At 67.1% G+C, this 19,977-nt stretch carries 25 protein-coding genes and 1 other RNA gene; 20 read left to right on the top strand and 6 right to left on the bottom strand.

Annotated elements, in window-relative coordinates:
- The first annotated feature begins 1 nt into the window (after position 1).
- The 7 genes from hisN (at position 2) to ACFWFP_RS00765 (ending at position 6,572) form a co-directional block, all read left to right on the top strand.
- A complete protein-coding gene (gene hisN, locus ACFWFP_RS00735) occupies positions 2-787 on the top strand; it encodes a histidinol-phosphatase (RefSeq protein WP_379292437.1) in 786 nt (261 codons plus the stop codon).
- A gap of 94 nt (positions 788-881) precedes the next feature.
- Positions 882-2,858, top strand: a complete 1,977-nt coding sequence (gene recQ, locus ACFWFP_RS00740) for a DNA helicase RecQ (RefSeq protein WP_379292438.1) — start codon at positions 882-884, stop codon at positions 2,856-2,858.
- Positions 2,859-2,958: 100 nt separating this feature from the next.
- Positions 2,959-3,192 (top strand): hypothetical protein, encoded by a 234-nt coding sequence (locus tag ACFWFP_RS00745; protein WP_379292439.1) that lies wholly within the window; start codon positions 2,959-2,961, stop codon positions 3,190-3,192.
- Between the two features lie 321 nt (positions 3,193-3,513).
- Complete coding sequence (locus tag ACFWFP_RS00750) at positions 3,514-4,122, top strand: YdcF family protein (protein ID WP_379292440.1); 609 nt, start codon at positions 3,514-3,516, stop codon at positions 4,120-4,122.
- 129 nt (positions 4,123-4,251) lie between these two features.
- A complete protein-coding gene (locus ACFWFP_RS00755; protein ID WP_379292441.1) occupies positions 4,252-5,190 on the top strand; it encodes an acyl-ACP desaturase in 939 nt (312 codons plus the stop codon).
- Between the two features lie 48 nt (positions 5,191-5,238).
- Positions 5,239-5,712 carry an SsrA-binding protein SmpB gene (gene smpB / locus ACFWFP_RS00760; RefSeq protein WP_378920812.1) on the top strand — a complete coding sequence of 158 codons (474 nt, stop codon included), beginning with the start codon at positions 5,239-5,241 and terminating at the stop codon, positions 5,710-5,712.
- On the top strand, positions 5,709-6,572 hold the full coding sequence (locus ACFWFP_RS00765; protein WP_379292442.1) for an EamA family transporter: 864 nt from the start codon (positions 5,709-5,711) through the stop codon (positions 6,570-6,572). The genes smpB and ACFWFP_RS00765 overlap by 4 nt, the downstream gene beginning before the upstream one ends.
- A gap of 4 nt (positions 6,573-6,576) precedes the next feature.
- Here ACFWFP_RS00765 and ACFWFP_RS00770 read toward each other — a convergent pair whose 3' ends face one another.
- Positions 6,577-7,875, bottom strand: a complete 1,299-nt coding sequence (locus ACFWFP_RS00770) for an ABC transporter substrate-binding protein (RefSeq protein ID WP_379292443.1) — start codon at positions 7,873-7,875, stop codon at positions 6,577-6,579.
- Positions 7,876-8,100: 225 nt separating this feature from the next.
- Here ACFWFP_RS00770 and ssrA point away from each other — a divergent pair.
- Positions 8,101-8,473, top strand: a transfer-messenger RNA (tmRNA) gene (gene ssrA / locus ACFWFP_RS00775).
- 211 nt (positions 8,474-8,684) lie between these two features.
- On the opposite strand, the gene ACFWFP_RS00780 is transcribed toward ssrA, so the two are convergent.
- Positions 8,685-8,915, bottom strand: coding sequence for a hypothetical protein (locus ACFWFP_RS00780; protein ID WP_379292444.1), 231 nt, complete (start codon positions 8,913-8,915; stop codon positions 8,685-8,687).
- A gap of 214 nt (positions 8,916-9,129) precedes the next feature.
- Here ACFWFP_RS00780 and ACFWFP_RS00785 point away from each other — a divergent pair, with 214 nt between their 5' ends.
- From ACFWFP_RS00785 to ACFWFP_RS00825, 9 genes are all read left to right on the top strand, one after another.
- Entirely contained in the window at positions 9,130-9,870 is a 741-nt protein-coding gene (locus ACFWFP_RS00785) for a multiprotein-bridging factor 1 family protein (protein WP_379292445.1), read from the top strand.
- A complete protein-coding gene (locus ACFWFP_RS00790) occupies positions 9,867-10,037 on the top strand; it encodes a hypothetical protein (protein ID WP_379292446.1) in 171 nt (56 codons plus the stop codon). Before ACFWFP_RS00785 ends, ACFWFP_RS00790 begins: the two co-directional genes overlap by 4 nt.
- 149 nt (positions 10,038-10,186) lie before the next feature.
- Positions 10,187-10,459 (top strand): hypothetical protein, encoded by a 273-nt coding sequence (locus ACFWFP_RS00795; protein WP_379292447.1) that lies wholly within the window; start codon positions 10,187-10,189, stop codon positions 10,457-10,459.
- A gap of 63 nt (positions 10,460-10,522) precedes the next feature.
- On the top strand, positions 10,523-10,795 hold the full coding sequence (locus tag ACFWFP_RS00800; RefSeq protein WP_379292448.1) for a hypothetical protein: 273 nt from the start codon (positions 10,523-10,525) through the stop codon (positions 10,793-10,795).
- A 209-nt stretch (positions 10,796-11,004) separates the two neighbouring features.
- Positions 11,005-11,334, top strand: a complete 330-nt coding sequence (locus tag ACFWFP_RS00805; protein ID WP_379292449.1) for an ArsR/SmtB family transcription factor — start codon at positions 11,005-11,007, stop codon at positions 11,332-11,334.
- Positions 11,335-11,348: 14 nt separating this feature from the next.
- A complete protein-coding gene (locus ACFWFP_RS00810; RefSeq protein WP_379292450.1) occupies positions 11,349-12,029 on the top strand; it encodes a cation transporter in 681 nt (226 codons plus the stop codon).
- A gap of 2 nt (positions 12,030-12,031) precedes the next feature.
- A complete protein-coding gene (locus ACFWFP_RS00815) occupies positions 12,032-12,640 on the top strand; it encodes a methyltransferase family protein (protein ID WP_379293709.1) in 609 nt (202 codons plus the stop codon).
- A 243-nt stretch (positions 12,641-12,883) separates the two neighbouring features.
- Positions 12,884-14,209, top strand: coding sequence for a PQQ-binding-like beta-propeller repeat protein (locus ACFWFP_RS00820; protein ID WP_379293710.1), 1,326 nt, complete (start codon positions 12,884-12,886; stop codon positions 14,207-14,209).
- A 281-nt stretch (positions 14,210-14,490) separates the two neighbouring features.
- Positions 14,491-15,552 carry a hypothetical protein gene (locus ACFWFP_RS00825; protein WP_379292451.1) on the top strand — a complete coding sequence of 354 codons (1,062 nt, stop codon included), beginning with the start codon at positions 14,491-14,493 and terminating at the stop codon, positions 15,550-15,552.
- 18 nt (positions 15,553-15,570) lie between these two features.
- Here the strand turns inward: ACFWFP_RS00825 and ACFWFP_RS00830 are convergent, their stop codons facing one another.
- Positions 15,571-15,780 (bottom strand): DUF5302 domain-containing protein, encoded by a 210-nt coding sequence (locus ACFWFP_RS00830; protein ID WP_379292452.1) that lies wholly within the window; start codon positions 15,778-15,780, stop codon positions 15,571-15,573.
- Between the two features lie 111 nt (positions 15,781-15,891).
- Here ACFWFP_RS00830 and ACFWFP_RS00835 point away from each other — a divergent pair, with 111 nt between their 5' ends.
- Entirely contained in the window at positions 15,892-16,779 is an 888-nt protein-coding gene (locus ACFWFP_RS00835; protein ID WP_379292453.1) for a hypothetical protein, read from the top strand.
- Here the strand turns inward: ACFWFP_RS00835 and ACFWFP_RS00840 are convergent.
- On the bottom strand, positions 16,757-17,581 hold the full coding sequence (locus ACFWFP_RS00840; RefSeq protein ID WP_379292454.1) for a DUF1266 domain-containing protein: 825 nt from the start codon (positions 17,579-17,581) through the stop codon (positions 16,757-16,759). The two genes, ACFWFP_RS00835 and ACFWFP_RS00840, sit on opposite strands and share 23 nt — an antisense overlap.
- Positions 17,582-17,721: 140 nt before the next feature.
- On the opposite strand from ACFWFP_RS00840, the gene ACFWFP_RS00845 reads away from it, so the two are divergent.
- Both ACFWFP_RS00845 and ACFWFP_RS00850 read left to right on the top strand, forming a co-directional pair.
- Complete coding sequence (locus ACFWFP_RS00845) at positions 17,722-18,417, top strand: DUF6597 domain-containing transcriptional factor (protein ID WP_379292455.1); 696 nt, start codon at positions 17,722-17,724, stop codon at positions 18,415-18,417.
- 125 nt (positions 18,418-18,542) lie between these two features.
- Positions 18,543-19,031, top strand: a complete 489-nt coding sequence (locus tag ACFWFP_RS00850) for an NUDIX domain-containing protein (RefSeq protein WP_379292456.1) — start codon at positions 18,543-18,545, stop codon at positions 19,029-19,031.
- Here the strand turns inward: ACFWFP_RS00850 and ACFWFP_RS00855 are convergent.
- Complete coding sequence (locus ACFWFP_RS00855; protein ID WP_379292457.1) at positions 19,007-19,405, bottom strand: VOC family protein; 399 nt, start codon at positions 19,403-19,405, stop codon at positions 19,007-19,009. The genes ACFWFP_RS00850 and ACFWFP_RS00855 overlap by 25 nt on opposite strands.
- A 52-nt stretch (positions 19,406-19,457) precedes the next feature.
- Entirely contained in the window at positions 19,458-19,871 is a 414-nt protein-coding gene (locus ACFWFP_RS00860) for an arsenate reductase ArsC (protein WP_379292458.1), read from the bottom strand.
- Positions 19,872-19,977: the final 106 nt, after the last annotated feature.

Consider the following 19,977-nt stretch of genomic DNA (forward strand, 5'->3'; position numbering starts at 1 on the left):
CGTGGCTGCCTACTCCGCTGACCTGGACCTTGCCCTGCGATTGGCCGACCAGGCCGACGCCATCTCCCACGATCGCTTCGGCGCCGTCGACCTCACAGTCGACTCGAAACCGGACCTCACCCCGGTCTCGGATGCCGATCTCGCGGTAGAACAGCTGATCCGCCGCGTCCTCGCCGACGAACGCCCCGGCGACGCCGTCCTGGGCGAGGAATTCGGTGGAGACGCCGAGTTCAGCGGCAGACAGTGGGTGGTCGACCCGATCGACGGCACCAAGAACTTCGTCCGAGGCGTGCCGGTCTGGGCCAGCCTGATCTCGCTGTTGGAGGACGGTGTCCCGGTGGTCGGCGTGGTGAGCGCGCCCGCACTGGGCAGGCGCTGGTGGGCCGCCGCCGGTTCGGGCGCGTGGGTACAGGTCCACCCCGGTGCGCCGAAGCCGATCTCGGTCTCCGCGGTCGCCGGCCTCGACGCCGCGAGCCTGGCCTTCTCCAGCCTGTCCGGCTGGCACGAGCGCGGCCTGCGCGAGAAGTTCATCGACCTCACCGACGCGGTCTGGCGGGTTCGCGGCTACGGCGATTTCTTCAACTATTGCCTGGTCGCGGAGGGTGCGGTCGATATCGCCGCCGAACCGGAGGTCTCACTGTGGGACCTGGCCGCCCTCGACATCCTGGTCCGCGAGGCGGGTGGCGCGTTCACCTCCCTGGACGGACGCTCCGGCCCGCACGGCGGCGACGCCGTGGCCTCCAACGGTCTGCTCCAAGACGAGGTCCTCGGCCGTTTGCGCGGGTAAATCGAGTTATCCACAGGTGCACAACTTCGGCATCCGCCGCCGTCGGCTCCGGTCGACGGGCTGCGCGACCGGCGCTCGCTCGTAGGATGGCCCGGTGAGCAATTCCGGCGCCACAGCCCCCGATGTCGACGACTTCCCGCCCGACGACGCGTACCCGTCCGACGGCGGGTACGTCTCCGAGCACGACTTCGCCGACACCGGCGACTTCCACTTCGACGATCTCGCCCCGGCCACCCCGGGCCGAATCGCGGCTCCCGACCGCGCCGAGACCGCCGACGAGGTATTACGCCGCGTCTTCGGCTACGACAGTTTCCGCGGCGACCAGGCGGCCATCGTCGAACAGGTCGTCGGCGGTGGCGACGCGCTGGTACTGATGCCGACCGGCGGCGGTAAATCCCTCTGCTACCAGGTCCCCTCGCTGGTCCGCGCGGGCGCCGGCGTTGTCGTCTCACCGCTGATCGCGCTCATGCAGGACCAGGTCGACGCGCTGAGCGCGCTCGGCGTGCGGGCCGGATTCCTCAACTCCACCCAGTCGCCGGATCAGCGGCGGACGGTGGAAGCGCAGTTCGTCTCAGGTGATCTGGACCTGCTCTATCTGGCGCCGGAACGCCTGCGACTGGAAGCCACGCTGCGGCTGCTCGACCGCGGCAAGATCGCGCTGTTCGCGATCGACGAGGCGCACTGCGTGTCGCAGTGGGGCCACGACTTCCGGCCCGACTACCTCGCGCTGTCGCTGGTGCACGAGCGCTGGCCCGACGTCCCGCGCATCGCGCTCACCGCGACCGCCACCGAGAAGACCGCCGCCGAGATCGTCGAACGGCTCGATCTCGGTGCCGCGAAACAGTTCATCTCCAGCTTCGACCGGCCCAATATCCAGTACCGGATCGAATCGAAGAATCGCGCCGATCGTCAGCTGCTCGACTTCATCCGCGCCGAACATCCCGGCGACGCGGGCATCGTCTACTGCCTCTCGCGTAATTCGGTGGAGAAGACCGCGGCCATGCTCAACGAAAACGGCATTCGCGCGGTGCCCTATCACGCGGGTTTGGATTTCCGGACCCGTGCCGAGAACCAGTCCCGATTCCTGCGCGAGGACGGCCTGATCGTGGTCGCCACCATCGCCTTCGGCATGGGCATCGACAAACCCGACGTGCGCTTCGTGGCTCACCTCGACCTGCCGAAATCGGTCGAGGGCTACTACCAGGAGACCGGCCGCGCGGGCCGCGACGGCCTACCGTCGACAGCCTGGATGGTCTACGGCCTCAATGATGTTGTGCAGCAACGCAAGATGATCGACTCCAGCGAGGGCGACGCGGCACATCGCAGGCAGTTGCAACTGCACCTGGACGCCATGCTCGCCCTGTGCGAGACCGTCGGCTGCCGTCGCGCGCGGCTGCTCAACTATTTCGGCCAGACCGGTGGCGCCTGCGGCAACTGCGATGTGTGCCTGAATCCGCCCGAGACCTGGGACGGCACGGTACCCGCGCAGAAGCTGCTGTCCACGGTGCTGCGGCTCAAACGCGAACGCGGACAATCGTTCGGCGCGGGCCACCTCGTCGACATCCTGCTCGGCAAAACCAACCAGAAGATCACCCAGCATCGGCACAACGAGCTCTCGGTGTTCGGCATCGGCACCGATCTGCGCGATACCGAATGGCGCGGTGTGGTGCGGCAGCTGCTCGCGGGCGGGTTGCTCGCGGTGCAGGGCGAATACGGTGTCCTCGCACTCACCGACGAGAGCAACGAGGTGCTGTTCGAGGGCAGGAAAGTGCCGATGCGGCGTGAGCCCGAACGCGCCGCACGCCCCGCGCGCAGCGCGAAGTCTGCCAAGGCGACCGCCGACCTGCCCGCCGCCGACGTCGGACTGTTCGAGCGACTGCGGGCCTGGCGGGCCGCGACGGCGAAGGAACAGGGCGTACCCGCCTACGTGGTGTTCCACGACGCCACCCTGCGCGAGATCGCCGCGCGTAAACCCGCCGACCTCGCCGCGCTCGGCACCGTCGCCGGCGTCGGCGAGAACAAATTGGCTCGCTACGGCGAGGGGGTGCTGACCACGCTGGCCGGGGAATAGCGGGGCTGCCTCGCCTGGCGCGCCCGCACCCAGCAGGGCGTACACGCGCGGCGGAGAGGAACCCGCACCGAATCGGACGACGCCGAGTTACTGTCGAGTCATGGCGAACGGTGAAGGCTCGGACGACGATACGTCGGGCAGCAGCCCGAGCGCGGGAGCCGATTCCGCGACACCCCCGATGCCGCATCGCCACATCGATCCGGTTGTCGCGCCGTCCCTGCTCGGCGTTCACCACGGCGTGATCCACCGCGGCAGGCCACGCTGGTCGACCCTCGCGCTGATCGCCATCTTCACCGCCGCCCTGGTCCTCTACCTCGTCCTGAGCCCGGGCTGACATTTCACCCCTCGACGACCGATCGTTCGCGTTCGACAACTTCCCATAGGCGGCTGTCGATTCCAGTGCCGTCTCACTGACAGTCGTATTCCACTGATCGCCCTGGATGTCAGCCCTTCGGTCGGGGTGCGCGCCAGGTCCTCATAGGCCCGACGTCCGATTCCGGAAATTTTGCGATGCCCCGCACCAGAAGCGGCCGACATGCGCATGTGAGTTGTCGTAGCCGCAGGTCAAAGGGATACCGGCCCTTGCCCACCCGGCGCACCGTTGCCGAGCGGGACCGATCACGGAGATCGGCCCGAGCTCGAGGAGGCGACGGCAATGACGCGGTGGACTTGGGGCAAGCGTGTGGTGTGCGCGGCGATAGCGGTCACGGGGTTGGCGTGGGTGCCGGTACCCGCCGGTGCCGACCTTCCGGCCCCACCCGGACTCGACTTCGCGCGGGCGCTGGGCACGCCGACCCTGCCCGGCATCTACGGCCCCGACACCGCGGTGGTGGTCCTCGGCTACGGCCTGACACCGGAGGGCACGATGCGCGACGAACTCGTGCGACGTCTGCGCGCCGGCCTGGCCCAGGCAGTCTTCGCGCCGTGGTCGCCGATCATCGTCACCGGCGGCAACCCGCAAGCCGGTCTGTCCGAGGCCGACGCCATGGCCGGGTGGCTGGTCGCCGCCGGCATCGACGAGAGCCGGATCCTGCGCGAATCCGCGGCCGACTCGACGGTGGCCAACGCCCGCAACACCGCGGCGATGCTGGCAGAGCGGGGTTTGCGCTCGGTCGTGCTCGTCACCTCGGAGGACCACGTCGCCCGAGCCAGAGGCGCCTTCGCCGACGCGGGTGTGCACGTCGTCGGCGACCTCACTCCCGATCGTGTCCAGTGGGACTCGGTGCCGCTGCATGTCGGCGGCTTCGGCCCGGTGACCCGATGAGGCGTACCCGCGCCTGGGCGCAGAGGTGGCTGTGACCGATCATCGCCGCCTGCAGACAGGGTGATGAGTAGTCGCCGAAATCTCGGCAATCACGCGGAGAATCCACCCCCGGACTCGTAGCGTCGACCCATGACGCTCCACCTGTCCGACAGCGACATCCTCGCCGAGCTCGAGCCGACGGCCGAAGCCAATCTCAACGACCACCTGTCCAAGGCCAAGATGTGGCACCCCCACGACTACGTGCCGTGGGACGAGGGCCGCAACTTCGCGGCCATGGGCGGCGACGACTGGGACCCCGAACAGTCGCGGTTGAGCGAGGTCGCCAAGGCGGCGATGATCACCAACCTGCTCACCGAGGACAATCTGCCCTCCTACCACCGCGAACTCGCCGACACCTTCGGCTTCGACAACGCCTGGGGCACCTGGGTCGGCCGGTGGACCGCCGAGGAGAACCGCCACGGCATCGTCTTGCGTGACTACCTCGTCGTGACCCGCGCCGTCGATCCGGTCGCGCTCGAAGAGGCCAGGATGTCGCACATGACCGCGGGCATCGCCAAGCCGGAAAAGGGTTCGCAGTTCCTCAAGGGCGTCGCCTACGTCACGTTGCAGGAGCTCGCGACCAGAATCAGCCATCGCAACACCGGCGCCCTGTGCAACGACCCGGTCGCCGATCGCATGCTGGCCCGGATCGCCGCCGACGAGAACCTGCACATGATCTTCTATCGCAAGCTCTGCGCGGCGGCGCTCGACCTCACCCCCGACGAGGCCATGCGGGCCATCACCGATGTGATCCTGCGTTTCCAGATGCCCGGTCTCAACCAGCCCAACTTCCGCCGCAACGCGGTGCTGCTCGCCAAGCACGGCGTCTACGACCTGCGCCAGCACCTCGACGTCGTCCTGCGCCCGACCCTGCGGATCTGGCGAATCTTCGAGCGCACCGATTTCGGCCCCGAGGGCGAAATCGCCCGCGACGAGCTGCACGCCTACCTGCTCGACCTCGAGGTCAAGTCGGCCCGTTTCGAGGAGCAGCGCGACCGCGCGCTGGCCAGGGCGGCCGCCCGGGTCTGAGTCAGCCATGGAATAAAGCGCTGGCGCCGTCACTTACAGTTGACCGTTATGAAGGAAAAGGGGCGCAAGGTCATCGCGACCAACCGCCGGGCGCGGCACAACTACACGATCCTCGATGTCTATGAGGCGGGGATCGCGCTGGTCGGCACCGAGGTGAAGAGCCTGCGCGAGGGCAAGGCCTCGCTGGTCGACGCCTTCGCGACCGTCGACCACGGTGAGGTCTGGTTGCGCGGTCTGCACATCCCGGAGTTCAGCCACGGCACCTGGACCAACCATTCGCCGCGCCGCACCCGCAAGCTGCTGCTGCACAAGCGTGAGATCGAGCACCTGGTCGGTAAATCGCGCGAGGGCAACCAGACGCTGGTGCCGCTGTCGATGTACTTCTCCGACGGCAAGGTGAAGGTGGAGCTCGCGCTCGCCAAGGGCAAGCAGGACTACGACAAGCGTCAGGATCTGGCCCGCAAGCAGGCCGAGCGCGAGGTCACCCGTGAAATAGGTCGGCGGGTCAAAGGCATGCGTTGATCTCCGTAGTGCTCGCCCTCGTCGCGGCGGCGGGCTACGGAGTCAGCGACTTCTTCGGCGGGATCGCCGCGCGCAGAGTCACGGCGCTGCGTGTGGTGGTGGTGTCGTATCCGTTTTCGGTGCTGCTGGTCTTGCTGATCGCGCCGCTGGTGGGCGGGCATGCCGACACCGCCTCGGTGCTGTGGGGCCTGGCCGCCGGTGTGGCCAGCGGCCTGGCGGTGTGGTGGTTCTACGCCGCGCTCGCCGACGGTCCCATGTCGGTGGTGTCGCCGCTGACCGCGGTGCTGGTCGCGGGCATCCCGGTCATCGCCGGGCTCTTTCTCGGCGAACGGCCCGGCTCGATCGCGATCGCGGGCATCGCCGTGGCCCTGGTGGCGGTGGTGCTCGTCAGCCGGGAGGCACCCGACGAAACCACCGAGGAGATCATCGGCGGCAGGCAACTGCGTTTCACCCGCCGGGTCGCGCTCCTCACGATCGGGTCGGGTGCCGCGTTCGGTTTCGCGTTCTACTTCCTGCACGAGACCAGCGCGAGCGCGGGACTGTGGCCGCTGCTCGCCCAGCGTGTGGCGGCCACCGCGGTCGTGTGGACATCGGCGCTGGCAGCAGGCGAATTCCGCGGCCTGCACGGTGAACCGCTGCGCCTGGCGCTGGCGGTCGGCGTGCTCGATGTGATCGCCAATGCCGCGTTGCTCTACGCCTTCCACGGCGCGATGCTGTCGGTGGTGAGCGTGATCGGCTCGCTGTATCCGGCGGCGACGGTGCTGCTGGCGATGGTCCTGCTCGGCGAACGCATCAGTGCCACCCAGAAGCTCGGCATGGTGCTCGCGCTCACGGCGGTCGCCATGATCGCCGCGAGCTGATCTTCTACAGCCGCGTGCAGGGCTCGTGCAGGTTCAATCGACCCAGCGTCTTGCCCTGATAGCCGACACTCACCGCTCTGGCGCCCATCGGCGCCTCCCGGTCCGGTTCGAACACCGCCGACCACTCCGTCTCCAGATCCGGTTCGGCCGCGCCCGCCGGGTGGATCACGACCATGCCCTCACCGTCGGGTTTCATCGCGCCGACGCTGCGGCGCAGGCCGGCGCGGGTGAGTTCGCCGTTCGCCGCCGCCACGGTGAGCAGGGCTTTGAGTGGATAGGTGATCGCCCAGCCCAGCGAGTAGCCGAAGTTGGCCGGTTCGCCGGTGATCGCGTCGCGGGCGTGTTTGGCGCCCACGCTGTCGCCGGCCCAGCTGTCGACCGGGGTCGTGTAGTTGTAGAGCGCGGTCAGCGCGGGCGCGGCCGCCGATTGCAGCAGTGCCGCGTTCCAGGTGGGCAGCGAGCCGAGGAACCGGCCGGTGAAGCCCGACTTCACGAGCTTGCCCACGATCTCCGCGGTCTCGGCGGGTCCGGTGGCCAGCATCACCAGGTCCGGCGCTGCCGCCAGGATCTCCGCCACGGGCCCGTCCTGGTTGCCGACCTCGGCATTGGGTCCGGTGTCGATGCGATCGGCGATGGTGGCGTCGTTGGCCAGCGCCCACTTCAGCGCGCCGCTGGCGTAGTCGCCGCCGTAGTTGCCGCGATAGGCGACCACGGCGATATTGCGTGGCGCGTAGTGGGTTTCGGCGAACCAGTCGAGCCCGGTCACCGCTTCGGTGCAGTAGGAGTAGCCCGCGCTGAGCACCAGATTGCGGTCGGCGCTGCGATAGTTCCACCCCGACCACTGAGTGGCCGCGGTGCTCACCATGTCGTCATCGTCCATCTGGTTCAGCATCGCGACGGTCTGCGCGGTCCCGAAACTCATCGACAACGCGAGCACGTTCGGCTCGATCTCCTCATACGCGCGGCGATGGGTCCGCGGATCGTAGGAGGTGTTGCGGGTGTAGGTGCTGATGTCGATGTCGTAGCCACCGATGCCGCCCGCCGCGTTCACCTGCTTCCAGAACGCCACCTGACCGTCGTTCATCGAGGCACCGAGCGGGGTGAACGGCCCGTTCGCCAGATCCGCCAGCACCCCGAGGTAGATGCAGCCGCGATCGGTGTTCGGCGAACCGGGACAGGGCGTGCTGGTGACGCCCGGCGCGGCGGTGGACTCGCCCGACGAGCAGGCCGCGGCCAGCACGAGACTCGCGACAGCCGGGATCGCCGCGAATCGGCGCAGTCCACGCTGACTGGTGAATGCCATGAGATAACTCCTTGCTCCAGTCGCCCAGGACTTTTCACCGTTCCGGGGCGGCCGAACGAGAACAGTACCCGTCACCACCGGCGGCCCGACCCGGATTCGCCGAGGCCATCTGGCGGGGTTCGCTACAAGATCACTCCGGCGCCACCGCGGGCTGGCAGAAATAATGGGAAGATCTGATGCCGCGCCGGTGTTAATATGACTAGCCCGCACGGTGCGGGCACGTACGGGGCTGAACGGTTTCGACTGCGTACGTTGATTCAGGGGAAGCGTGTCGGTGCAGGCAAGAGACCACCGTAAGCGTCGCTGCAACCAATTAAGCGCCGATTCCAATCAGCGCGAGTACGCCCTCGCTGCCTAAGTAGCCAGGTCGTCTCTGTCAGTCCGGGTTCGTCCCTCGACCCGGGTACTGGCATCAGCTAGAGGGAATTACCGTTCGGCTCGGTCGCGGAGTCGGATGGGACATCAAACAGCGACTGGGATCGTCATCCAGGCTTGTTCGCGAGACTTGGAGATCCGAGCAGAGACAGAGCGAACTGCACACGGAGAAGCCCTGAAGACGCGGCGGAGGACCCGGGTTCGATTCCCGGCAGCTCCACTGAAAGCCCTCCACCTGTTAGAGCAGGTGGAGGGCTTTTTTCACGCCCTGACCACCCGAAGAACGGGCCATGTGCTCACATCTTGCCCGGACTTGTCGGCGGGTTGCTCGCAGTCCAACGCCCACCCGGTCGGCTCGTTGCCTCCCACGGCTGCGAGCACCGCCGCAACATCGGCGTCCAGCTCTGCCAGCTCCCATGCGGGATGTTCGCCTGTCACATCGATCCGTTCGACGGTCGCGGAACGATTCGCCCCGCCGCGACAAGCGCGTTCCATGCTGCCGCCTTGCGCGGGCACAGCCACCGCTCACACGCGCGATGCGTCTGCATGACGGTGTGTGCCTGTTCGTCGGTGAGAGGTTCCTGCGGCGCGAAGTGATCGAGCACCGGCGACGGCCGACCATGTTGCTCCGCCTCACGCGCCAGCCGCGCGGCGATGTCGCCCACCGATACCTGCGGCGGTATCGCCCTCTGTCTCCACATGATTCGCCCCTCGCTGCTCGGTTGGATGCTCCACCCGGCGCCGAGGTTTCGTGCGCCCGACGCCGGGGAGCAACGTCAACGTTGCCGCTCGTCGATGTGTGTGCGCGACGACGGCACGGGCGTCAATCGGCACGTATTAGGGGCGACATTCCGACGTCATTCGGGTTACCGTTGCACGATGCGGACCACTCCGAACACGGCACTGCGCGCCGCACGTACGGCCCGGATCATGAGCCAGGACGACCTCGCCCGCGCGCTGCGCGACGCCGGTTGCACCAGCGCGACAAAACGCCTTGTGCAGCGGTGGGAGTCCGGCGAGACGGCACAGCCGAGGCCGAGCCATGCGCGCGCCCTCGAGCGGGTCATGGGTCTACCGATCGAAACCCTCGGCTTCGGCATGGTGCGTGCCGGTCACGGCATGGGTGGAAGTCTCGACCACAGCCATGACGTCGACTCACCGATCGGTGCTCCACCGCCGAGCCCTGGCGCGGTGAATCCCGCGCGCACTGTCGGCGACTTCTCGGGAGTGTGGTTGTCGCGCTACGAGTACTACTCGAGCGGGCGTGATTCTTCGTTCACCGTGGCGCACTACGCCGTCGTGCTGCAGCACAGCACTCAGGTGACTGTGCGCAGCCTGCCCGGTTCCTCACCCTCGACGATCGAGCTCGATCTCACCCTCGACGGCAGTGTCGCCACGGGTACCTGGGCTGAGCGCACTGCGGTGGAGGGCTACTACCACGGTGCCCGGTACCACGGTGCGCTCCAGCTGCTCGCCGATCCGACCGGCAACCGGCTGGCAGGAAAGTGGCTCGGCTTCGGCAAGGATTTCGAGATCAACTCCGGCCCGTGGGAACTGTTGCTGCAGAGCCCGAGCACCAGCAAGGCCACCCTCGATAGCTACCAACGGCCCCCGACATGAGCGCGCTGGAAAACGACCACCTCGGCCTCCAGTGGGTCGAGGTGGAACCGGAGGAGACGACTCGTCTCCGGCGCGACACCGAGCAACTGATCGGCCGCAAGCTGCCGCCGGGACCGGCCGAAATCGCGGCGTACGAGAGGGCATGCCTCGAGCCGCCGAAGGAGTAGCGATGCTCTACGCTGTGATTCTGCCGGGGGTCGCGGTTTGTCGGTAGGTGATCGGCGCATGACACCGGAAACCCGGTGTCGTCCGAGTTGGTCCCGGCGAGCTCTGCCCACATTTTGCACACACAAGGTGTGATAGCGTCGCCGCTCTGATGGCTGGTGGTGCGGCGTTCTGGGCGTGGGAGCGACGGCTGGGCGCCGCTATCGGCTGGACGATCGAGCTGTTGGCGACGGCCGGAACCGGTGCTGCGCACGTCATTCCCGCAGCGCTGCGGCGTATCGCCCGAGACACTCTCACCGTCTCAGAAATGTTGGGAGATCTGAAGCGGGTCTTCACCGATCTCAAGACTCTGGTAGAGCCGATCGCCAAGGTCGGAGCAATTCTGACCGGTGGTTCTGGAATGGACGAACCCCAGCCTGCTTAGTGGGAACTACTGAAGAAGAGCAGCGCATCAGCTGGGAGTCAGCTGTCCAAGGATGGAGACACGATGAGTAACGGCATCCGATCGAGGACCGAGGGGCCTGGGGCAAAGGACGCGATCTTCGGAACCGTGTTCACGCTGGTGGCAATCCTGTCCGTGGCGATGGGTGCCCGGGTTGCCGCGCCGGTGTCCTGCGCTATCGGCGTCGGCCTCTGCATTTCTTCGGTCGTGTTGTCCAGGCGCGCACAGATTACCGCCAGTCGGCTCGCCCTCGTCGGCCTGGCTGTCAACGCGTTGATCGGTGTGTACATAGTTGCTGACGCCCTGCTTGGGGCGTGATCGACGAGGGGGCGATCGGGCGCGGCCGCGTCGAAACCCGCTCGAGGAGATCGCATCTTCCCGCAGCATTGTGGTCGAAACTCGTTGCTAGACCTTGTCTTCACGCACCGACAGGATTCGGCTGGGCGGCACGCTGGCCCGGTTCTGCCCAACTGAACGCGCGCTAATCCATAATTCCATGAATTCAGATACTGATGTACTATTTGAAGATGGACTCCGCGGTGCAGATCGACGCTCTCTCTCGGTTCGGGTACGCCCTCTCGGACTCGACCAGAACCAAGATCCTGCTGAGTCTGCGGAAGGAACCCGGCTATCCGTCGGAGCTTGCCGAGGCGATCGGTGTCTCGCGTCAGATCCTGTCCAATCATCTGGCCTGCCTGCGCGGATGTGGCTTGGTCACCGCGGTTCCCGAGGGGCGGCGCAGCCGGTATGAGCTGGCAGATCCGCGGATCGGGCGGGCCTTGGACGATCTGGTCGGGCTGGTGCTCGCCGTCGATCCGGCCTGCTGCCCGGCGGCGGAATCGGACGGGTGCTGCTGATGGATTCGATCGGGATGCCTGTGCTGGTGGCGTCGAGTCCGGTGCGCAGGGCCGTGCTGACGAAGCGGATCCGGTGGTTGGTCGCCGCGACGATCAGCTACAACGTGGTCGAGGCGGTTGTCGCGCTGAGCGAAGGCGCGCGGGTGTCCTCGTCCGCGCTGATCGGGTTCGGGCTGGATTCGGTGATCGAGGTGTCCTCGGCGGCCGCGGTGGCGTGGCAGTTCGCCGGGCGCGATCCGCAGGCGCGGGAGAAGGTGGCGCTGCGGGTCATCGCGTTCTCGTTCTTCGCGCTGGCCGCCTATGTCGCTGTGGATGCCGTCCGTTCGCTGCTCGGAGTCGGTGAAGCGCGGCATTCGACGGTCGGGATCGGGCTGGCGGCGGCGAGTCTGGTGATCATGCCGGTGTTGTCGGCCGCGCAGCGGCAGGCCGGTCGCGAGCTCGGGTCCGCCTCCGCCGTGGCCGATTCCAAGCAGACTCTGCTGTGCACTTATCTCTCCGCCGTGTTGCTGGTGGGCCTGCTGCTCAACAGTCTGTTCGGCTGGTCGTGGGCCGATCCGCTCGCGGCGCTGGTGATCGCGGTGATCGCGGTCAAAGAGGGAATCAACGCCTGGAAGGGCGAAAGCTGCTGCGCGACAACGTCTACCGCTGCCGTTCCTCGTGGCTGCTGTGACAACGACGATCGAGGGAACACATGATGATGGCGATCTGCGCACTCGGCCTGTACCTGGTATTCGGCCTGCTCGGCTTCGGCTGGCGTAGCTGGCGCCAGTATCAGGCCACGGGGTCGACCGGTTTCCGCGGCATCAGCGGACGCCTCGGTTCGCTCGAATGGCTCGCCGGTGTCGGTTTCGTCGTGGCGATCGTGGTCGGCACGGCGTCGTCGCTGCTGCAGCTGGCCGGTGTCGTAGCCCCGATCGCGGCGCTGTCCGCGATGCCGATTCAGACCGCCGGATTCGTGCTCGCCGTCGCGGGTATCGCGGCCACACTGTACGCACAGATCGAGATGGGCGAATCGTGGCGTATCGGGGTCGATCCCAGTGAGACGACAACGTTGGTCCACACCGGTGTGTTCGCTCTGGTTCGTAACCCGATCTTCACTGCGATGCTCGTCTTCGCGGGCGGTGTCACACTGATCATCCCGAACACTGTCGCGATCGTCGCGTTCGCCCTGTTGCTGGTGACGATCGAGCTCCAGGTCCGGGCCGTCGAAGAGCCCTATCTGTCGCGCGTCCACGGCGCGAACTACCGCGCCTACCTCGCGGCCACGGGCCGATTCGTCCCCGGCATCGGACGGGCGACGACCTGACAGGAGGTGGGACCGGTTCGGCTAGCCGACATGGGGGCACAACTTTCCGAGACAACCAGTGTCTTGAAGTGCCACCCCTTGGCCCGATTGTGTCCCGACAGAAGTTGAGCGAGTACGGCGGTTGTCGAAGTGCCCCGCGGACAACGGGTATCGTTTCGACGCATATGTCTGCGGCGCTCGAGGTTCTGGGGGGGGAATGTGCGGAAGACGATCGTGATCGGAGTGGTCTTCGCGTGCCTGACGATGACGGCATGCGGTGGCGGATCAGGTGAGTCCAGCGGCGTGGGGACAACCACGCCGCTCACCCCGGAGATCGCGACGTCGACCTCCCCGGTGGCGAAAAGTGCTGCCGCGTGGTCGGTTGTCGGCGGTAGGGGCGGTGACTCTTCGATGGTGGCGGTGGTCGGTGATGTTGTGCTGACACCGCGATCGACGGCAGTGGTGGCGCTGGATCGCAAGTCCGGCAAGGAGTTGTGGCATCGCGAGCACAGCGGCGGCGACTACAACAGCTATCGGATCAGTGGACCCCTGGTCGTGCTCGTCGACAAGCCGCAGAATTCTTCCGGGCCGTATTTGTTCGAGGTTGTCGAGGTCGCGAGTGGGTCAACGCTCTGGCAGGCCAGCGCCGACGAGGTGACGGTCTTCGACAAGGCCGTCTACACCGCCGATTGCCCGAAGTCGGACGGACGCAGTGAGCAATGCGTGACCATGCGGCGCGACCTTCGCGATGGGAAGGCGACCTGGACTGCGCCGGTGACAGGGAAAGTCAGCGATGCCGAGATCGAAGGGAGTAGCCAGCAGGCCAACACCGAACGACCCTATGTCGCGTTCTCGGTACCATCCTCACCGTCGGATATTCGATGGACACTGCTGGAGACAGCGACGGGCACAGTGCTGCCGGTCCGCGCCGAAAATCATGCATGGCACGAAATCGCTGTCGAGAATTCGCTTATCGTCACCGATAACAGTGATGTCCGCGGCGAAGGGCGGTGCCCCGTATTGCTCGAGGCGTTCGACGGTCCCAGCGGAACAAAGAAGTACTCGACGAAGGTCAACAGTGGTCGCCGAAAAGACGGCGAGTGCGAACACTCCCTCGGTCCGACGCCTTCCGATGGATTCACCGGCAACGGGTCACGCGTCGCGGTGGTCAGTGACGAGGGGGCGGTTCGACTCCTCGACCTTGTCGATGGAAACGTGACGTGGACTTCCGAGATCAAGGGCACCGCTCTTGACGCGGACGACCGATCACTGCTGATCTCCGAGCATGCGGACCAGGGCTCGCTGACCCTCGTCGACATGGCCACCGGTCAGCGAAAATGGTCGGTAGCCGATCCAGGCTTCATCGGATACCCGTCCGAGCGAACGACTTCGGTCCTCGGCGATCGGATAGTCGTCGGTGGGCAAGTTGCTGTCGGCAAGAACAGCACACCGCCGGTCACGATCGTCTACGACCGCGAAACCGGCAGGGAGCTGTCCAAATACGACGGAGTGCTGGCAGGTGCGGGCGCTGACTGGGTCGCCATCGGTCGCCACGATGGACAAAAGGGCGTTCTCGAGTTCCACGCCTGAGCGGAGACCTCGAGACCCGCTTCGGAGATTATTGCTCTCGCCACAGCCGCACCATCTTCTCGACTACGCCGAGTGGAATGGGTTCCTTCCTTCGACCACTCTCTCAGTTGTTCGTCGGTGGATAGTTCGCCCTTTGCGGGAGAGGACTGCGAGGTTCCTCGCCTCGGCGGCAGTAAAGCCGCTGGATGAACTTCGACACGCCACCGCAGAACGGGCTCGCGCTCGGACCGTGCCGACCCCTGGTGAAAGCCGGTGCGCACCGGCCACGTAGAACTGAGCGAATGACGCGGTATGCATACGACTCGGGGGCGGGAACGCTGGTCGCCACCTGGGGGACCGGTCGCGGTGATGTCGCCGAGACGATCGCCGGGGTGCCGGGTGCGGAGCACGGGGTGGAGCTGGCGGCGGCGCTGGCGAGTCTGGCGCGGTTCCAGTGGAGGACCTACACCCATCCGGCGACCGCTGCCGGGGATCCCGATGTCGTGAACGGGGAAGCGTGGCGGCGGGCGGAGGAGCGCAATCGCTTCGCGAAGGTCGAAGCCGCGCTGCGCACCCCCAATCTGCCCGATGACGACGGGTGCATGCTGGTCTTCTACAGCCCCATCGAGGAATCCGCGCACCACGTGGGCCGCGTGCTCCATGCGATCGGTGACGCGAGCCTGGTGGACCGGGTGGTGAACGAGGTGCTCACCGAGCAGGCGGCGATCCAGGCCGCGGAACTGGGCGATCTGGCAGGTCGGGCCAGGCAGGCCGTCGAACTCACCCGCCCGGAGATCTCCCCGGTGCAGGTGCACGCGGCGGACAGCCTGCTCCGGGCCAATCCCTTGGGCACGATCGATCTGTTCACCGAACTCGACCCCGCCGCCGCCTCCGTCGCCGCCGCGCACTGGCTGCGGGCCGCGGCGACGGTGGCAGGCGAGGTCACCGGCCTCGAACCGGTGGACGTGGTCGCCGAGGCGGACGACATCGAAGCACTCCAGGTCGAAACGCCGACCGTAGTCCTGGAACGGCTCGGCGCGGGGGAGACGCCCACGCAGGTGGTGGTCGACCTGATCGCCGATGCCATCGCCGTTTCCGAAGGCAAGGTTCGCGATCTGGACGGAATCATCGAGGCCGCGCAGGAAATCGAGGAACGCGACGACGAGGACGACGATCTCGACGACTGGACCGACGGCTACCGCATCTGCCGCCTCGACCCCACGCGCCCCGCGATCGATCTGCTCGAAGACCTGCTCGGCGCCATCCGGGGATGCTGGCTGGTCTTCAGCGAAGCCGACAGCGGCGCCACCTTCGAGAACGCCGTGCGCACCGAAGCCGACGCCGATACCTCCCGCTTGCAGTAGCTCCCGCCCGGGGCGAGACTATCCGCCGGCGCGACGGCGGAAGGTGCGCTTCCCACCCGCCTGCGCATGCGTCCCACGCACTTTGGCGGAATTCTGGGCGGCGCCACCCACGGAGGAGTGGCCGTTCTTCCGCTCGAGCGCCTCGCGGAACCTGCGCTTCGTCGCCTCCGCCGGGGTTTCGATCGCGTCCGCGGACTGTTCGGCGGAGATTTCCTGTTCATCGGGCATGCGTACAGCCTGCCACCTCGGCGCACCGTCGAACACCATCGGCAGGACCATCGCCCCGCCCGCGACGACCCCTCGGTAGGATCCACCGATGCGGGGCAGGCCAGGAGGGACGTGGCTTTGATCGAAGTATGGGGTGCGCGAGTCGCGGTCCGGTACGCGAACGGGCGGTTGGTGACGACGCCGCTGCGCGCCGACAACGAGATCGCCCTCGATGTGGGAGTGGCCGAGCTGGGCAGGATCGCGCTCGCGAACACCGAGGACGGGCAGATGGCGCTGCTGCTGTTCTTCCGGTCGGCGCAGTTCGTGGTGAACGGTGCTCCGACGGATCGTCATCCGGTGCCGGTGTTCCTCGAAACCGGCCTCCGTGAACAGGCGCAGGCACTGATCAGAGCGGTCGAGCGCGACCTGGTCAGCTTACGCAGGGTGTTCCCGCCGCGCCCGAATCTCGTTCCGCCGCACTCGGTGCCGGGTTCGAACGGCCCACGACGCCCCGATGTCACGGCGGCCGCACGTCGAATGCGGCACGCGGGCAACTCCTTACGCGAGATCGATATCCTGCACGGCTGTGCCCGGCCCGACGAGTACGTCCTCGAACTGGCCCAGGCGGGCCACGAGGGCGCTCCGGGTCTGGTCGCGATCACCACGTTGCGCCTGCTGTTCGTCTCCGCGTGGGCGGTCTACGAATTCCCGGTCTCGGTCCTCACCGGCGCCGAAGTGCTCACCGCGCCCGGACAGGTCGCGACCCTGCGGATTTCGGGCGGGGGCACCGACCTCGATTTCGTCGACTGGGAACCCGCCGACTTCCTCCGCATCACCGAGGCCGTCCACCTGGCCTGCGAGATCGAGCACGTCGACGGATCCATCGCCCAGTCGTTGCCCTGCTCGGCCGACCTGTTCGGCGAATGGCAACTGCTGGTGGAACGCCGGAAACTGGGCATGGTCGACGACGACCCGTTCCGGCGTCAAGCCGTCGGCATCATGCTGACGATGCCGGGCTGAACACCGGCGCACCCGGATGCAGCGACACTCGCCGCCACGGGCTCGACGGCCGCAGGTGCAGTCCCGCGATCATCCGCCTCCGTTCGGCGACTTGGCTTTTCGCGGCTGACAGATCCTGCGTGGCCGCCCAGAAGATCGCACCGGTGAGGAACCCGTCGCCGAATTGGCGCCAGTTGCGATAGTGCTGACGCGCCCGATCCAGCCCGGTCAGCATGTGTTCCCACGCCTCGTCCTCGGTCAGGTATCCCGCCGTGCACGCGGCGCGGGCGATGAACACCAGCCGTGCCAGATCCCATGCGGTGGCGTCGATCTGGAGCGGTGTCGGCAGGCTGTCGGTGATGCCGAGTTTGATGGCCTGTAGCCAGGCGTCGTAGTCGCGATCGATCCCGGCGGGCCCGCGATAGCCACGGAAACCCGAGAGTGTGTGCAGGAATTCGCGATGCTCGTCGGCCAATCCCGACCGATCGACCCGGCCCGTGTCGGTCGCGGCCATGACGGCGAGCGGATGGACGAGCTCGAACAGCGGCGCGTGCATTCCCGCCAGCAACCGCCGCACCGTGTCGTGCGCGTCGTCGGCGTTGTCGACGCCCCACGACTCGTGCAGCCCCTCGATCGCGGTCTCGCGCCGCGTCGACGCGCTGTCGGGCTCCTCCGGAAGGAACGCGACACCGTCGCATTGCGCACCCCAGCTGCGTCCGTAGTACGCACCGACGGCCAGCGCCCTGATCCGGTCGTCGTCGACGGCTGCCCCCGACCACACGTCCGGCTCGATATCGATATCCGCACCGGGAAATCCCGCCACCCGTGGCCGTCCACCCCGCACTGATGCTGTCGGTTGCATTGGCACCCCTCTGCCGAGCCGAACGTCGTGCCGTCAGATCTTACGGACCGGGTATTCACGGTGCGCCGCTACCTGTCGGTGGGCGGGACTACCGTCGAAGTGTGACGGAATACCGGGAACGCGAATCACGGCTGGACCGAGCGGTGGTCTGGTCGCGAACCATGCCCGCCGACACCGGTCCCGTCACGGTGTTCCCCGACGGTTGCATGGACCTGATCTGGACCGAGGGCACGCTGATGGTGGCGGGTCCGGACAGTCGCGCCTTCCTCGCACCGACCGCGCGGGCGCGAGAATTCGTCGGCGTCAGGTTCGCGCCGGGCAGCGCACCCGCGTTGCTCGGGATTCCGGCGGTAGAACTGCTGAACCAGCGGGTCGACCTGGCCGAGATCGCACCGTCGCGCACCGCTCGCGAACTCGTCGATCGCATCGACAACGCGCCCGACCGCGTTGCCGCCCTGGAAGCGATCGCATTACGATTCGCCGCCGACCACGGCCCGGCCGATCCGGCGCTCACCGCTGTCGTCGATGCTCTTTCGGCGGGCGCGACGGTCGCCGAAACCGCCGCTCGGACGAGCATGTCGGCCCGAATGCTGCACCGGCGCTCGCTGTTCGCCTTCGGCTACGGACCCAAGATGTTGGCTCGTATTCTGCGATTTCAACGTGCGCTCGCGGCGCTTCGCACCGGAATTCCGGCGGCGCGAATCGCCGCCGTGACCGGCTTCGCCGACCAGGCGCACCTGTCCCGAGAGGTCCGTGACCTGGCGGGATGCTCGGTACGTACGCTCCAAACCCGCTGATCGGGCGTCGCACCGCCCGGAAAGTCTCATTCGGCACGGCGTGAGGGGAAGGTTTAGGCTCGATAGTGCACGCCCCGTCGCAAGTGCTCAGTGCAGTCCGAACACCGACGAGAGGATGTGACCTGATGATCGACGAATCCGTGTACTCCACGCTCCGTATCGAGGCTGAACGAGATGAAATCCGCCGGCTCGTCGTCGGCGCGGTCGTCGTCCGCCATCAGCGAGTGCTCATTCTGCGCCGCCGACGATCGGATTTCCTGGGTGGGCGGTGGGAGTTGCCCAGCGGCGTCGTCGAGCCGGGTGAGGCACTCGACGAAGCGCTGGCCCGCGAAGTCGCGGAGGAAACCGGGCTGCAGGTCACCTCAGTTGCCGACTACCTCGGTGATTTCGACTACCTGACCGGGGCGGGTGCCCGCACCAGGCAGTTCACCTTCGTCGTCGACGTGGCGGCCACGGGACCGGTGACGCTCACCGAGCACGACGCGCACCTGTGGACCAGGCTCACCGGAGAACCCCCGGTCAGCGACGAGGTCCGTGAGATGCTCGGCCGCTATCTGCAGCGTCAGCGCGACCCCCACGACTGGTCGTCCTATTCGGCGGGCAACGGCGCGTAGAGATCGATGCCGTGCCCGTCGGGGTCGGCGAGCGAGGCGTAGCGCTGACCCCAGAAGGCATCCCACGGGGGGAGTTCTCCGTGATGGCCGGCGTCGACGAGCTCGGCGTAGAGCTTGTCGACCTCGGCCGGATCGGCGCAGCGGAACGCGAGACTGCTGCGGCCGGGACCGGTCGGTGGCTGCCAGCCGGGCGTGAACGAGGCGATGGTCGCCTCGGTGTCCAGCGCCAGCCGAAGACCACCGCCGATCACGGCCTCGGCATGCCCCTCGGTTTCGGCACCGTCCGGGAAGACCAGTCCCAGCCTGCGGTAGAAGGCCACCGAAGCGGCCATATCGGAAACTACAACGGACACGACATCAAGCTGTGGAGTCATATTCGCAGCGTAAACACCCGATCGCGGGTACGTCTTGAACGAATCGGACGTGTCAGCGGGCGGGCACCGGCAGCAGTTCGGCGATCAGATTGCCGATCAGGATCTGCAGGTGGTCGCGAATGCCGCGTACCACCTCGATGGGCTGCCCGGCCGGATCCGACAGCACCCAGTCGCGATAGCTGATCCCGGGAAAGTATGGACACACCTCGCCGCACCCCATCGTGACCACCACATCCGAGAGCCCGACGACATCGTCGGTGAGCGGTGTCGGCCGTTGGCCGGCGATATCGATCCCGAGCTCGGCCATGGCCACCACCGCGGTGGGGTTCAGCGCGGCGGCCGGTTCACTGCCCGCGCTGCGCACCTCGATCCGGCCACCGGCCATGGCGCGCAGCAGGCCCGCCGCCATCTGCGATCGGCCCGCGTTGTGGACGCAGACGAACAACACGCTGGGAGTGTGGGCCATGGTCGCCCTTTCGGCGCAGGGGCGAAGTGCTTGTGGCGCTTCGGATATCACCTGTCATCATTCCATCAGCGTGCCGCGGAGGTGACGGTGTGGTCGAACCGGCGCC

This window comes from Nocardia sp. NPDC060249, from assembly GCF_042728755.1.
GTDB lineage: Bacteria > Actinomycetota > Actinomycetes > Mycobacteriales > Mycobacteriaceae > Nocardia.

What these genes read in the sequence shown, in the direction of transcription:
- ACFWFP_RS00745 (WP_379292439.1), top strand. Translation starts at nt 2,959, where the DNA reads ATGGCGAACGGTGAAGGCTCGGACGACGATACGTCGGGCAGCAGCCCG.
- ACFWFP_RS00750 (WP_379292440.1), top strand. Translation starts at nt 3,514, where the DNA reads ATGACGCGGTGGACTTGGGGCAAGCGTGTGGTGTGCGCGGCGATAGCG.
- ACFWFP_RS00755 (WP_379292441.1), top strand. Translation starts at nt 4,252, where the DNA reads ATGACGCTCCACCTGTCCGACAGCGACATCCTCGCCGAGCTCGAGCCG.
- smpB (WP_378920812.1), top strand. Translation starts at nt 5,239, where the DNA reads ATGAAGGAAAAGGGGCGCAAGGTCATCGCGACCAACCGCCGGGCGCGG.
- ACFWFP_RS00770 (WP_379292443.1), bottom strand. Translation starts at nt 7,875, where the DNA reads ATGGCATTCACCAGTCAGCGTGGACTGCGCCGATTCGCGGCGATCCCG.
- ACFWFP_RS00785 (WP_379292445.1), top strand. Translation starts at nt 9,130, where the DNA reads ATGCGGACCACTCCGAACACGGCACTGCGCGCCGCACGTACGGCCCGG.
- ACFWFP_RS00790 (WP_379292446.1), top strand. Translation starts at nt 9,867, where the DNA reads ATGAGCGCGCTGGAAAACGACCACCTCGGCCTCCAGTGGGTCGAGGTG.
- ACFWFP_RS00795 (WP_379292447.1), top strand. Translation starts at nt 10,187, where the DNA reads ATGGCTGGTGGTGCGGCGTTCTGGGCGTGGGAGCGACGGCTGGGCGCC.
- ACFWFP_RS00800 (WP_379292448.1), top strand. Translation starts at nt 10,523, where the DNA reads ATGAGTAACGGCATCCGATCGAGGACCGAGGGGCCTGGGGCAAAGGAC.
- ACFWFP_RS00805 (WP_379292449.1), top strand. Translation starts at nt 11,005, where the DNA reads ATGGACTCCGCGGTGCAGATCGACGCTCTCTCTCGGTTCGGGTACGCC.
- ACFWFP_RS00810 (WP_379292450.1), top strand. Translation starts at nt 11,349, where the DNA reads ATGCCTGTGCTGGTGGCGTCGAGTCCGGTGCGCAGGGCCGTGCTGACG.
- ACFWFP_RS00815 (WP_379293709.1), top strand. Translation starts at nt 12,032, where the DNA reads ATGGCGATCTGCGCACTCGGCCTGTACCTGGTATTCGGCCTGCTCGGC.
- ACFWFP_RS00820 (WP_379293710.1), top strand. Translation starts at nt 12,884, where the DNA reads ATGACGGCATGCGGTGGCGGATCAGGTGAGTCCAGCGGCGTGGGGACA.
- ACFWFP_RS00825 (WP_379292451.1), top strand. Translation starts at nt 14,491, where the DNA reads ATGACGCGGTATGCATACGACTCGGGGGCGGGAACGCTGGTCGCCACC.
- ACFWFP_RS00830 (WP_379292452.1), bottom strand. Translation starts at nt 15,780, where the DNA reads ATGCCCGATGAACAGGAAATCTCCGCCGAACAGTCCGCGGACGCGATC.
- ACFWFP_RS00850 (WP_379292456.1), top strand. Translation starts at nt 18,543, where the DNA reads ATGATCGACGAATCCGTGTACTCCACGCTCCGTATCGAGGCTGAACGA.
- ACFWFP_RS00855 (WP_379292457.1), bottom strand. Translation starts at nt 19,405, where the DNA reads ATGACTCCACAGCTTGATGTCGTGTCCGTTGTAGTTTCCGATATGGCC.
- ACFWFP_RS00860 (WP_379292458.1), bottom strand. Translation starts at nt 19,871, where the DNA reads ATGGCCCACACTCCCAGCGTGTTGTTCGTCTGCGTCCACAACGCGGGC.